Consider the following 12,468-nt stretch of genomic DNA (forward strand, 5'->3'; position numbering starts at 1 on the left):
GTTAACCTCCTGGCATCACCCGACAGCACGCAGGAGTATCACCATGGCCCAGGTCCAGCGCATGTCCCGTCTGATGGTCAAGACACTGCGCGACGACCCGGCGGACGCCGAGACGCTCAGTCACAAGCTGCTGGTGCGCGCGGGCTATGTGCGCCGCAATTCCGCGGGCATCTGGACCTGGCTGCCGCTCGGCAAGAAGGTGCTCGACAACATCTCGCGCGTGGTGCGCGAGGAGATGGACGAGATCGGCGCCCAGGAGGTGCTGCTCCCCGCGCTGCTGCCGAAGGAGCCGTACGAGGCGAGTGGCCGCTGGGAGGAGTACGGCGACCTGCTCTTCCGCCTCAAGGACCGCAAGGGCGGCGACTACCTCCTGGGCCCGACCCACGAGGAGATCTTCACGCAGGTCGTCAAGGATCAGTGCACGTCCTACAAGGACCTGCCGGTGATGCTGTACCAGATCCAGACGAAGTACCGCGACGAGGCGCGTCCTCGCTCGGGTGTGCTCCGCGGCCGTGAGTTCCAGATGAAGGACTCCTACTCGTTCGACACGACGGACGAGGGTCTGGCGCAGTCGTACGCGCTGCACCGCGAGGCGTACACGAAGATCTTCGCCCGCCTGGGCCTCGACTACCGCATCGTCTCCGCGGTCTCGGGCGCGATGGGCGGCTCGGCATCGGAGGAGTTCCTGGCTCCGGCCGCGGCCGGTGAGGACACCTTCGTGGACTGCCCGAGCTGCGAGTACGCGGCCAACACGGAGGCGGTCACCTTCAGGACCGAGCCGCAGGACGCCGCCGCGCACGGCCCGGTCGAGGAGCTGGACACCCCCGACACCCCGACCATCGAGTCGCTCGCCGAGTTCCTGGGCGTGCCGGCCTCGGCGACCCTGAAGAACCTGCTGGTCAAGGTCGACGGCGAGATCACGGCCGTCGGTGTGCCCGGTGACCGCGAGGTGGACCTCGGCAAGCTGGGCGAGCACCTCGCGCCCGCGGTGGTCGAGCTGGTCACCGCCGAGGACTTCGTGGGCCGGCCCGACCTGGTACGCGGGTACGTCGGCCCGCAGGGCCTGGCCAAGGTGCGCTACATCGCCGACCCGCGCGTCGCCCCGGGCACGGCCTGGGTCACGGGTGCCAACAAGGCGGACACCCACGCCAGGAACGTCGTCTGCGGCCGGGACTTCGACGTCGACGACTACCTCGACGTGGTCGTCGTGGAGGCGGGCGACCCGTGCCCGTCCTGCGGCGCGGGCCTCAGGCTGGACCGGGCGATCGAGATCGGTCACATCTTCCAGCTGGGCCGCAAGTACGCCGACACGTTCGAGCTCGACGTGCTGGGCCAGCAGGGCAAGCCGGTCCGGGTGACGATGGGTTCGTACGGCATCGGTGTCTCCCGCGCGGTGGCGGCCCTCGCCGAGCAGACGGCGGACGAGCAGGGCCTGTGCTGGCCCGCGGAGGTCGCCCCGGCGGATGTGCATGTGGTGGCGGCGGGCAAGGCGCTGCAGACCGAGCTGGCGCTGGAGGTGTCCGGGAAGCTGGCTGCCGCGGGTGCGCGCGTCCTGGTCGACGACCGGGCCGGGGTCTCGCCGGGCGTGAAGTTCACCGATGCGGAGCTGATCGGTGTGCCGAAGATCCTGGTCGCGGGGCGGCGCTCTGCCGAGGGTGTGGTGGAGCTGAAGGACCGCCGCACGGGGGAGCGCGAGGAGCTGACAGTGGCGGAGGCGATTGCTCGCGTCACCGCGTAGCGGGGTTTTCTGGCGGTTGCGGCTTGCCGGTGCCTTTGCGCGCCCGGGGGCGGGGGTGCCGGGGGCGGGCCGCTCCGGGGTGCGGGGCGCCCTGGCTGTCGCGGGGTACCGGTTGCCTTCTCGCGCCCGGGGGCGGTGTGCCGGGGGCGGGCCGCTCCGGGGTGCCGTTCTGGACTGTACGATTTACGGCGCCTCGGCAGCGGCGAGAAGTTGGGCGGGGGTCCGCGCCACAAATCGCACTTCTACGTCCAGAACAGCACCCCTGCGCGTCCCGCCCCCTCCCGTGGAGCCACCAGCGGCGGTGGGCGGCGGGGTGACGGCGGGAGGGGGTCGGGGTCGGAGGGAGCGGTGTCCGGGACGTAGAAGTGCGATTTGTGGCGCGCGGCCCTGGGCACCGGATTCACCCCCGCTGAACGCGCCGTAAATCGTACAGTCCCGGACGCCGCTCCCGGAGGCCCCGGCCCCCGGCACCACAACGCACCCGGCCCCGGGTCAGACGGCATCCGTGCCCGGGAGGCGCCACGCGTCCGGCTCGGGCGCAGCCTCCGCGCCCGGGGGCTGGTGGCCGTCCAGCGCCGGCTTCGTTTTCGCCGGCTCGACCGGCGGCACCTTCGCTTCCCCGGGCTGCTGCGCCGCCGCCCGCTCCAGGAAGCGCAGCAGCTCGACCGGGAACGGCAGTACGAGGGTGGAGTTCTTCTCCGCGGCCACGGCCACCACCGTCTGGAGCAGCCGCAGTTGCAGCGCGGCGGGCTGCTCCGCCATGACCCCGGCCGCCTCCGCGAGCTTCTTGGACGCCTGGAGTTCGGCGTCGGCGTTGATGACGCGCGCCCGGCGCTCCCGGTCCGCCTCGGCCTGCCGGGCCATGGAGCGCTTCATGGTCTCCGGGAGCGAGACGTCCTTGATCTCGACGCGGTCGATGGTCACGCCCCACTCGACGGCCGGGCTGTCGATCATGAGCTCCAGGCCCTGGTTGAGCTTCTCCCGGTTGGACAGGAGGTCGTCCAGGTCGCTCTTGCCGATGATCGAGCGGAGCGAGGTCTGGGCCATCTGGGAGACGGCGAAGCGGTAGTCCTCGACCCTGATGAGCGCGTTGGCCGCGTCGACGACCTTGAAGTAGATCACCGCGTCGACCCGGACGGTGACGTTGTCGCGGGTGATGCCGTCCTGCGCGGGCACGGGCATCGTCACGATCTGCATGTTGACTTTGTGCAGCCGGTCCACAAACGGCACGATCATGGTGAATCCCGGCTGCCGGATGCCGCTGCGCAGCCGGCCGAAGCGGAGCACCACGCCCCGTTCGTACTGCTTGACGACCCTGGCCGCCGCGGCCGCGTACAGCACGACGGCCGAGCCCGCCGCCACTCCTGCCGCCAACAGATCTTCGATCATCACGGCCCCCTGGTGTCCGAGCCGGGTGTTACGCCTACGGTATGCCCGTATTTGCGCCGGATCGACCCTCCGGACAGGACCTACAGCCAGCCCGCGAACTCCAGCAGCAGCTCCGCGTCCTGGTGCCGGCCCGCGCCACCCGCTCGTACGCCCGACTCGACCGCGCGGAACAGCGTCCAGCCGCGCAGCCGCTCGCGGTCCACGTCCAGCGCGTCGGCGAGCTTGTTGATCCGGCGGCGGGCGGCCGAGGCGCCGCCCGCTGTGGCGACCAGGTCCTCCAGGCGGTCGCGGACCAGCCGTGCGAGGTCGTACGCGCGTTCGCCGACCAGGGGCTCGGGGCCGACCGTCAGCCAGGGCGCGCGTTCACCGGCCAGCACCTTGCCCTGCCGGAAGTTGCCGTGCAGCAGTAGTTCTTCCGGCGGCAGGGCGGTGAGTTCCTCGCGGGCGGCCAGCGCCTGGGAGGCGAGGGGCTGGGCCTCGGCGGGGGCGTCCTTCAGGGCGGCGGCCTGGCGGGCCGTGCGCTCGGCGACCGTCTCGAACCGGTGCGCGGGGGGCGGCTCGACCCAGAGCCGCCGAATCGTTCCCGCCGCCTCCAGCAGGGCCTTCGCCTCGGGCAGCGACCGCAGCGAGACGTCGGGCTGCAGCCGCTCCAGCAGGAGCGCGCCGTCGTCGGCCCGGGTGTCCAGTGCCCGTACGGCGCCGAATCCGCCCCAGTGCGCGAGGGCTGCCAGCTCCAGATCCGGCCGGGCGGCGGGCGGGGCGAGCTTCAGCGTCGCGGGGGTGCCGTCGGCGTACTGCACCAGGACGACGAGGCTGCTCCGGCCGCCCGGAAGCGCCACCCGCCGGGCCTTCAACTCGCGCCGGGACAACGCCTCCTGGGTGAGGCCGGGCAGGTGCTCCAGCCAGTCACCGGCGGGGTCCCCGAGCGTCTCGCCGAGCGCCCGTACAAGCCGCTCCGGCGGTTCGAAAGCCATGCGTGCGTGGTCCCTTTCATGCTGCTTCAGGTGGTTTCTGGTGCTTCCGCTCGTTCGGCGAGCCCTGGGAAGGCTACGCCAGTGCCGCGCCAGCGCACGGCCCGGACCGCGGCCTCGCGCAGGGCGTCGGCGGCCTGGCGGCGCAGCGGGCCATCGGTGGCCCGTACGAGGTCGGAGTAGACCCCGGCGACCCGGTCCTCGATCTCGGCGGCCAGCCGCACGGCGGCGGCCGCGTCGGCCACCGCGAACGGGAGGGCGTACGCGGCGGCCGAGGGCGCGGGCTTGCCGCCCAGGTCGCGGGCGGTGCGCGCCAGGGCGTCGCGCCGGGCGCGGTGCGCGTCGTACGCCGCCCGGGCCTCGGGCCGGCGCGCTTCGGCTGCCCGGGCGCCGACGACCCCGTAGCCGTAGACGGCTGCGTGCTCGGCGGCCAGCGCGGCCTGTACGGCGTCCAGGGCCTCTCGCTCTGCACTCACTTCGGCTCTCCTGTCGTGAGCAGGTAGGCGTGTACGGCTCCCGCGGCGGCGACGGAGGCCAGTAGCCGGGCGAGCTCGCCGGGCGCCCCGAGCAGCGCGGCGGCCCGCGCGTCGGCGATCCGCCGCTCGGCCGCGGCGAGCGCGGCGAGCGCCTGCCCCGGCTCGGCGGGGGGCGCGGGTGCGCCGGGTGCCGGCGCGGCCGGACTCGTGACCTGCGGGCCGGTGCTTGGGCCCGCCGCTGCCGGGCCAGGCGTGGCCGTCGGGGGCTGTGCCCCCTTCCGTGTCGCGCCGAACGACCCCGCGTGGGCCGCCACTTGCGCCCGCAGGGGGGCCAGCCGGGCCGCCAGGGCCGGGTGCGCCGCGGCCGTGGCGTCGTACTGCGCGAGCAACTGCGTGCTGTCCCGCGCGGCGCGCTCTCGCAGTCGTTGTTCGGCGGAGAGCCGCGCGCGCTCGGACGCGCCGCCGTCGTCGCTGGGGGCACGGTCGGAACAGCCGGCGAGCAGCGCGGCGCCCGCCGCGCCGGCGGCACCGGCCAGCAGGCTCCGTCTGCTTCTGCGCAGGGTGAACGGCACGGTGGACGTCCTCGTGAGGTGCGTGGGGGTGTGCGGGGGGTGATCAGGGGCCGTGAGCCCTTGATCACCGTACCTGTGGCCGCCGGGAACAGGGCGGACGGCAACACCCTCCGGGACCGGATACCCTTTGACCTGACACGCGACGATCCCACAACAGCACACGCGGCCGAGGAGTCACCCGGATGAGTACGACCCCCCCAAGCGAGAGGCTGCGCGAACTGCTGGAACCGCTTGTCGCCGCCAAGGAGCTGGACCTCGAGGACATCGAGCTGTCGCGGGCGGGCAAGCGGCGGATGCTGCGGATCATCGTGGATTCCGACGAGGGCGTGGAGCTGGACGCCTGTGCGGAGCTGAGCCGGGCCGTCTCCGAGAAGCTGGACGAGACGGACGCCATGGGCGAGGACGAGTACGTCCTCGAAGTCAGCTCGCCGGGCGCGGACCGCCCGCTGACCGAGCACCGCCACTACGTACGGGCCACCGGCCGGCTGGCCAGGCTGACCCTGCACGAGGGCGGCGAGCTGGTCGCACGCATCCTCCAGGTGGACGACGAGGGGCTCGACCTTGAGGTTCCGGGCGTGAAGGGGCGCAAGCCCACCGCCCGCCGCGTCACCTTCGCCGAGATCGTCAAGGCGCGTGTCGAGATCGAGTTCAGCCGCAAGGACAAGAAGGAAGAGGAGGCGTAGCCGTGGACATCGACATGAGTGCCCTGCGGGGTCTGGTCCGGGAGAAGGAGATTTCCTTCGACCTGCTGGTCGAGGCGATCGAGTCGGCCCTCCTCATCGCGTACCACCGCACCGAGGGAAGCCACCGCCGCGCCCGCGTCGAGCTGGACCGCACCAACGGCCACGTGGTCGTGTGGGCGAAGGAGGACCCGGCCGACCTCGAAGAGGGCCAGGAGGCCCAGGAGTTCGACGACACCCCGACCGGCTTCGGCCGGATCGCCGCGACCACCGCGAAGCAGGTCATCCTCCAGCGTCTGCGTGACGCGGAGGACGAGATCACTTTCGGTGAGTTCGCCGGCCGTGAGGGCGACGTCGTCACCGGGGTCGTCCAGCAGGGCAAGGACCCGAAGAACGTCCTGGTCGACATCGGCAAGATGGAAGCCATGCTTCCGGTGCAGGAGCAGGTTCCGGGCGAGGAGTACAAGCACGGCCTGCGGCTGCGTACGTATGTCGTCCGGGTGGCCAAGGGGGTCCGCGGTCCGTCCGTCACGCTCTCGCGGACGCACCCCAACCTGGTGAAGAAGCTCTTCGCGATGGAGGTCCCGGAGATCGCGGACGGTTCCGTGGTCATCGAGGCGATCGCCCGCGAGGCCGGCCACCGTACGAAGATCGCGGTGCGTTCCACGCGGTCGGGGCTCAACCCGAAGGGCGCCTGCATCGGCCCGATGGGCGGCCGGGTGCGCGCGGTCATGGCCGAGCTGCACGGCGAGAAGATCGACATCGTGGACTGGTCGGACGACCCGGCGGAGATGGTCGCGCACGCGCTGTCCCCGGCCCGGGTCAGCAAGGTCGAGATCGTGGACATGGCCTCGCGTTCCGCGCGGGTGACGGTCCCCGACTACCAGCTGTCGCTCGCCATCGGCAAGGAGGGGCAGAACGCCCGCCTCGCCGCCCGGCTGACCGGCTGGCGGATCGACATCCGCCCGGACACCGAGCAGGCGGCGGACCAGCCCGCCGACCGGGCGCCGGACCGGGACTGACGGGCCCCGACCGGGCACGGAGCCCGGTCGGGGAATAAATCCGGCCGGGATCCCGCTGGGGTTCCGAAGGGATTTCGACAACATCCGTTCGATTTTTGCCCCCAAGGGGTGAGGTCGGTGCGGGGAGGTAGACTTAAGCGTGTCTGGCCGGACGCATGCCCGCGCATGCCCTGAGCGAACCTGCGTGGGATGCCGGGAGCGAGCGGCCAAGAGCGATCTGCTGCGCATCGTGGCGGTCGAGGGCGAATGCGTCCTGGATCCTCGCGGTACGCTGCCCGGCCGGGGTGCGTATCTGCACCCCGCCCTGGTCTGTCTCGACCTGGCGGTCCGCCGCCGGGCGTTCACCCGGGCCTTCAGGGTCCGGGAGGCGCTCGATACCGCGGACGTACGCCGAGCAGTCGAGCAGACAGTCGCAGAGAAGGCGACACCGTAAGAAGAAGTACGGCACGGAACCCCGTGCGGTCAGGTACCTCGCGAGTTGGAAGTAGGTCGAGATTGCGATGAGCACTCGATGAGTACGCGATGAGTACGCCCATGAAGTAGCGACGGTCCGGCGTAACCCGGACCTAAAAGGAGCGAAGTGGCTAAGGTCCGGGTATACGAGCTCGCCAAGGAGTTCGGGGTGGAGAGCAAGGTCGTCATGGCCAAGCTCCAAGAACTCGGTGAATTCGTCCGTTCGGCATCCTCGACGATCGAGGCGCCGGTAGTACGCAAGTTGACTGACGCTTTGCAGGGGCCCGGCGGCAACGCCGGCAAGACCGCTGCCAAGCCCGGCGCGCCTCGTAAGGCGACGCCTGCCAAGCCGTCCGCGCCCTCCCCGGCCGCGGCGGCCCGTCCTGCTGCCCCGAAGCCCGGCGCCCCGGCCCCCAAGCCGGCCGCCGCCGAGGCCCCCGCGAGCAGCACCCCGGTGACTCCGGCCGCCCCCGGCCCGCGTCCCGGTCCCAAGGCTCCGGCCCCGAAGCCCGCTCCGGCGGCTCCGGCTCCGGCTGCCCCCGAGTTCACCGCGCCGCCGGCGGCTCCCGCCGCGCCGCGTTCCGGTGGCGCTGCCGCCCCCGGCCCGCGTCAGGACGCCCCGCGTCCCGCCGCGTCGCGTCCGTCCGCTCCCGGCCAGGGCGGTGCCCGCCCCGCGGGTGCCCCGCGTCCCGGTGGCGAGCGTCCGGCACGACCCGGTGGCGCTCAGGCCCCGCGTCCGGGCGGTGCCCGTCCCGCGGGTCCCCGTCCCGGCAACAACCCGTTCACCTCGGGTGGCTCCACCGGCATGGCGCGCCCCCAGGCGCCCCGTCCCGGCGGTGCCCCCCGCCCCGGCGGCGGTCAGGACCGTCCCGGCGGCCCGCGTCCGCAGGGTGGTCCCGGTGGCGCTCCGCGCCCCCAGGGTCAGGGCGGCGCCCGTCCCACCCCCGGTGGCATGCCCCGTCCGCAGGGTGCCCGTCCGGGCCCCGGCGGCCCCGGTGGTGCCCCCGGTAACCGCCCGAACCCGGGCATGATGCCGCAGCGCCCGGCTGCCGGTCCCCGTCCTGGTGGCGGTCCCGGCGGCGGTGGCCGTGGTCCCGGCGGCGGCGCAGGCCGTCCCGGTGGCGCCGGCCGTCCCGCGGGCGGCGGCTTCGCCGGCCGTCCGGCCGGTCCCGGTGGCGGCGGTCGTCCTGGTGGTGGCGGCGGCTTCGGCGGTCGTCCCGGTGGCGGCGCCCCCGGTGGTGGCGGCGGCTTCGGCGGTCGTCCCGGTTTCGGTGGCCGTCCCGGCGGCCCCGGTGGCCGTGGTGGCACGCAGGGTGCGTTCGGCCGTCCCGGCGGTCCGGCCCGTCGTGGCCGTAAGTCGAAGCGGCAGAGGCGCCAGGAGTACGAGGCCATGCAGGCCCCGTCCGTCGGCGGCGTGATGCTGCCTCGCGGCAACGGACAGACCGTCCGCCTGTCGCGCGGTGCGTCCCTCACCGACTTCGCGGAGAAGATCAACGCCAACCCGGCGTCGCTCGTCGCCGTGATGATGAACCTCGGCGAGATGGTCACTGCCACGCAGTCCGTCTCCGACGAGACCCTCCAGCTGCTGGCCGACGAGATGAACTACGTCGTCGAGGTCGTCAGCCCGGAGGAGGAGGACCGCGAGCTGCTCGAGTCCTTCGACATCGAGTTCGGCGAGGACGAGGGCGGCGAGGAGATGCTCGTCTCCCGTCCGCCGGTCGTGACCGTCATGGGTCACGTCGACCACGGTAAGACCCGGCTGCTGGACGCCATCCGCAAGACGAACGTCATCGCGGGCGAGGCGGGCGGCATCACGCAGCACATCGGTGCGTACCAGGTCGGCACCGAGGTCAACGGTGAAGACCGCAGGATCACCTTCATCGACACCCCGGGTCACGAGGCGTTCACCGCCATGCGTGCCCGTGGTGCCAAGTCCACCGACATCGCGATCCTGGTGGTCGCGGCCAACGACGGTGTCATGCCGCAGACGGTCGAGGCGCTCAACCACGCCAAGGCCGCGGGTGTCCCGATCGTCGTCGCGGTCAACAAGATCGACGTCGAGGGCGCGGACCCGACGAAGGTGCGCGGCCAGCTGACCGAGTTCGGTCTGGTGGCCGAGGAGTACGGCGGCGACACCATGTTCGTCGACATCTCTGCCAAGCAGGGTCTGCACATCGACAGCCTGCTGGAGGCCGTGGTCCTCACCGCGGACGCCTCGCTCGACCTCCGCGCCAACGCGGAGATGGACGCGCAGGGTATTGCGATCGAGGCCCACCTCGACCGCGGCCGCGGCGCCGTCGCCACCGTGCTCGTCCAGCGCGGAACGCTCCGCGTCGGTGACACGATGGTCGCCGGTGACGCGTACGGCCGTGTCCGGGCGATGCTCGACGACAACGGCAACCACCTCGAGGAAGCGGGTCCGTCGACCCCCGTCCTGGTCCTGGGTCTCACCAATGTCCCCGGCGCCGGCGACAACTTCCTGGTCGTCGACGAGGACCGTACGGCCCGCCAGATCGCCGAGAAGCGCGCCGCGCGTGAGCGCAACGCCGCCTTCGCCAAGCGCACCCGCCGGGTGTCCCTCGAGGACCTCGACAAGGTGCTCAAGGCCGGTCTGGTCCAGGATCTCAACATCATCATCAAGGGCGACGCGTCCGGTTCGGTGGAGGCTCTCGAGTCCTCGCTGCTCCAGCTCGACGTCGGCGAAGAGGTGGAGATCCGGGTCCTGCACCGCGGTGTGGGTGCGGTCACCGAGTCCGACATCGACCTGGCGATGGGCTCCGACGCCATCGTCATCGGCTTCAACGTCCGTGCGGCCGGCCGTGCCGCGCAGATGGCGGAGCGCGAGGGTGTCGACGTCCGGTACTACTCGGTGATCTACCAGGCCATCGAGGAGATCGAGGCGGCCCTCAAGGGCATGCTCAAGCCGGAGTACGAAGAGGTCGAGCTCGGTACGGCGGAGATCCGCGAGGTCTTCCGCTCGTCCAAGCTGGGCAACATCGCGGGTGTTCTCATCCGCTCCGGCGAGGTCAAGCGCAACACCAAGGCGCGTCTCATCCGCGACGGCAAGGTTGTCGCGGAGGACCTCAACATCCAGGGTCTGCGTCGCTTCAAGGACGACGTCACCGAGATCCGCGAAGGGTTCGAGGGCGGTATCAACCTCGGCAACTTCAACGACATCAAGGTCGACGACGTCATCGCGACGTACGAGATGCGGGAGAAGCCGCGCGGCTAGTCCGCGCAGCGAGACCTGTACAGCGTCAGTCGGGGCCGGTCGGCGGATCATATTTCCGTCGAGCGGCCCCGGCCGTTGCGTGTACGGTTCTGGTGTCCCTGCCACGGCTGAGCAGGGCCCTCGAACCCGTACCGGCGGGACATCCGGATCTGCATGTATGTGGGGACACTGTCCTTCGATCTGCTCCTCGGCGACGTACGGTCGTTGAAGGAGAAACGCTCCGTCGTCCGGCCGATCGTCGCCGAGCTCCAGCGCAAGTACGCGGTGAGCGTGGCCGAGGTCGGCGACCAGGACCTCCACCGCAGGGCCAGGATCGGCCTGGCGGTGGTGTCGGGGGACACGGGGCATCTGACGGAAGTACTGGACCGGTGCGAGCGCATGGTCGCCGCCCGGCCCGAAGTGGAGCTGCTGTCGGTGCGACGGCGGCTGCACGGCGACGAAGACTGAATGTGCAAGGAAAGAAGGAGACGGACCAGTGGCCGACAATGCGCGGGCGAAGAAGCTGGCGGACCTCATCCGGGAGGTGGTCGCGGAGAAGCTGCAGCGCGGCATCAAGGATCCGCGGCTCGGTACGCACGTGACGATCACGGACACCCGGGTCACCGGCGACCTGCGGGAGGCCACGGTCTTCTACACGGTCTACGGTGACGACGAGGAGCGGGCGAGCGCGGCGGCGGGGCTGGAGAGCGCCAAGGGCATTCTCCGGTCGGCGGTCGGCGCGGCGGCGGGGACGAAGTTCACGCCGACCCTGGCCTTCGTGGCGGACGCGCTGCCGGAGAACGCGCGGACCATCGAGGACCTGCTGGACAAGGCGCGGGCCTCGGACGCCGCGGTGCGTGAGGCGTCCTCGGGCGCCGCGTACGCCGGCGAGGCCGACCCCTACCGCAAGCCGGGCGAGGACGAAGCCGCGGAATGAGCCAGCAGAACCAGCAGAACCGGACTCCGGACGGCCTTGTCATTGTCGACAAGCCGTCCGGTTTCACTTCGCACGACGTCGTCGCCAAGATGCGCGGGATCGCCAGGACCCGGCGCGTCGGCCACGCGGGCACCCTCGACCCGATGGCGACGGGCGTGCTCGTCCTCGGTGTCGAGAAGGCCACCAAGCTGCTCGGTCACCTCGCGCTGACCGAGAAGGAGTACCTCGGTACGGTCCGGCTCGGCCAGACCACCGTCACGGACGACGCCGAGGGCGAGATCACCGGCTCCACCGACGCCTCCGGAGTCACCCGGGACGCCGTCGACGCCGGCATCGCCAAGCTGACCGGCACCATCATGCAGGTCCCGTCAAAGGTCAGCGCCATCAAGATCAACGGCGTGCGTTCCTACAAGCGCGCCCGTGAGGGCGAGGAGTTCGAGATCCCGGCCCGCCCGGTGACCGTGTCCTCGTTCCAGGTGTACGACATGCGTGAGGCGGTCGCGGAGGACGGGACGCCCGTCGTCGACCTCGTCGTCTCGGTCGTCTGCTCCTCCGGTACGTACATCCGCGCCCTCGCCCGCGACCTCGGCGCGGACCTGGGCACCGGCGGGCACCTGACCGCGCTGCGGCGCACCCGGGTCGGTCCGTACAAGATCGACCGGGCCAGGACGCTCGACCAGCTCCAGCAGGAGCTGACCGTCATGCCGATCGCCGAGGCCGCCGCTGCCGCCTTCCCGCGCTGGGACGTGGACGAGAAGCGGGCCAGGCTGCTGATGAACGGCGTGCGCCTGGAGATGCCCGACGAGTACGCGGCCGGGCCCGTCGCCGTCTTCGGCGCCGAGGGGCGGCTGCTCGCCCTGGTCGAGAACAAGGGCGGCAAGGCGAAGAGCCTCGCGGTCTTCGCCTGAGTGCGTCGCGCCGGCCTGAGCGCGTCGGGCCGGTGCGACTTCCGTGGAGCGGGGGGGCGGGGGGGTTCTCCGTACCCCCCCCCCCCAACCCCCCCCACCCAAGGGGTGTTC

At 71.9% G+C, this 12,468-nt stretch carries 12 protein-coding genes; 8 read left to right on the forward strand and 4 right to left on the reverse strand.

Annotated elements, in window-relative coordinates:
* Positions 1-43 precede the first annotated feature (43 nt).
* Positions 44-1,738, forward strand: coding sequence for a proline--tRNA ligase (locus ACWV17_RS09655; protein ID WP_455359305.1), 1,695 nt, complete (start codon positions 44-46; stop codon positions 1,736-1,738).
* A 492-nt stretch (positions 1,739-2,230) separates the two neighbouring features.
* Here the strand turns inward: ACWV17_RS09655 and ACWV17_RS09660 are convergent, their stop codons facing one another.
* The 4 genes from ACWV17_RS09660 to ACWV17_RS09675 all read right to left on the reverse strand — a co-directional run bounded on the left by ACWV17_RS09660 (position 2,231) and on the right by ACWV17_RS09675 (position 5,146).
* A complete protein-coding gene (locus tag ACWV17_RS09660) occupies positions 2,231-3,127 on the reverse strand; it encodes a slipin family protein (protein WP_455359306.1) in 897 nt (298 codons plus the stop codon).
* 80 nt (positions 3,128-3,207) lie between these two features.
* Positions 3,208-4,101, reverse strand: a complete 894-nt coding sequence (locus ACWV17_RS09665) for an aminoglycoside phosphotransferase family protein (RefSeq protein WP_455359307.1) — start codon at positions 4,099-4,101, stop codon at positions 3,208-3,210.
* 26 nt (positions 4,102-4,127) lie between these two features.
* On the reverse strand, positions 4,128-4,574 hold the full coding sequence (locus tag ACWV17_RS09670) for a ferritin-like domain-containing protein (protein ID WP_455359308.1): 447 nt from the start codon (positions 4,572-4,574) through the stop codon (positions 4,128-4,130).
* A complete protein-coding gene (locus tag ACWV17_RS09675; protein ID WP_455359309.1) occupies positions 4,571-5,146 on the reverse strand; it encodes a hypothetical protein in 576 nt (191 codons plus the stop codon). Before ACWV17_RS09675 ends, ACWV17_RS09670 begins: the two co-directional genes overlap by 4 nt.
* Positions 5,147-5,328: 182 nt before the next feature.
* On the opposite strand from ACWV17_RS09675, the gene rimP reads away from it, so the two are divergent.
* The 7 genes from rimP (at position 5,329) to truB (ending at position 12,357) form a co-directional block, all read left to right on the forward strand.
* Positions 5,329-5,829: a ribosome maturation factor RimP gene (gene rimP, locus ACWV17_RS09680; protein ID WP_455357493.1), complete on the forward strand. Its 501-nt coding sequence runs from the start codon at positions 5,329-5,331 to the stop codon at positions 5,827-5,829.
* Positions 5,830-5,831: 2 nt separating this feature from the next.
* Positions 5,832-6,848 carry a transcription termination factor NusA gene (nusA, locus tag ACWV17_RS09685; protein WP_455357492.1) on the forward strand — a complete coding sequence of 339 codons (1,017 nt, stop codon included), beginning with the start codon at positions 5,832-5,834 and terminating at the stop codon, positions 6,846-6,848.
* Between the two features lie 139 nt (positions 6,849-6,987).
* Positions 6,988-7,281 carry a YlxR family protein gene (locus ACWV17_RS09690; RefSeq protein WP_455357491.1) on the forward strand — a complete coding sequence of 98 codons (294 nt, stop codon included), beginning with the start codon at positions 6,988-6,990 and terminating at the stop codon, positions 7,279-7,281.
* Between the two features lie 147 nt (positions 7,282-7,428).
* Positions 7,429-10,533, forward strand: a complete 3,105-nt coding sequence (infB, locus tag ACWV17_RS09695) for a translation initiation factor IF-2 (protein ID WP_455359310.1) — start codon at positions 7,429-7,431, stop codon at positions 10,531-10,533.
* 153 nt (positions 10,534-10,686) lie between these two features.
* Complete coding sequence (locus ACWV17_RS09700; RefSeq protein WP_455357489.1) at positions 10,687-10,980, forward strand: DUF503 domain-containing protein; 294 nt, start codon at positions 10,687-10,689, stop codon at positions 10,978-10,980.
* Positions 10,981-11,008: 28 nt separating this feature from the next.
* Positions 11,009-11,449 (forward strand): 30S ribosome-binding factor RbfA, encoded by a 441-nt coding sequence (gene rbfA, locus ACWV17_RS09705; protein WP_455357488.1) that lies wholly within the window; start codon positions 11,009-11,011, stop codon positions 11,447-11,449.
* Positions 11,446-12,357, forward strand: coding sequence for a tRNA pseudouridine(55) synthase TruB (gene truB, locus ACWV17_RS09710; RefSeq protein ID WP_455359311.1), 912 nt, complete (start codon positions 11,446-11,448; stop codon positions 12,355-12,357). The genes rbfA and truB overlap by 4 nt, the downstream gene beginning before the upstream one ends.
* Positions 12,358-12,468 lie beyond the last annotated feature (111 nt).

Source organism: Streptomyces mabaensis (genome assembly GCF_053763515.1).

Bases quoted from the DNA above. Each gene is read 5' to 3' on its own strand.
- ACWV17_RS09655 (WP_455359305.1), top strand. From the start codon at position 44: ATGGCCCAGGTCCAGCGCATGTCCCGTCTGATGGTCAAGACACTGCGC.
- truB (WP_455359311.1), top strand. From the start codon at position 11,446: ATGAGCCAGCAGAACCAGCAGAACCGGACTCCGGACGGCCTTGTCATT.
- ACWV17_RS09700 (WP_455357489.1), top strand. From the start codon at position 10,687: ATGTATGTGGGGACACTGTCCTTCGATCTGCTCCTCGGCGACGTACGG.
- rimP (WP_455357493.1), top strand. From the start codon at position 5,329: ATGAGTACGACCCCCCCAAGCGAGAGGCTGCGCGAACTGCTGGAACCG.
- ACWV17_RS09660 (WP_455359306.1), bottom strand. From the start codon at position 3,127: ATGATCGAAGATCTGTTGGCGGCAGGAGTGGCGGCGGGCTCGGCCGTC.
- ACWV17_RS09665 (WP_455359307.1), bottom strand. From the start codon at position 4,101: ATGGCTTTCGAACCGCCGGAGCGGCTTGTACGGGCGCTCGGCGAGACG.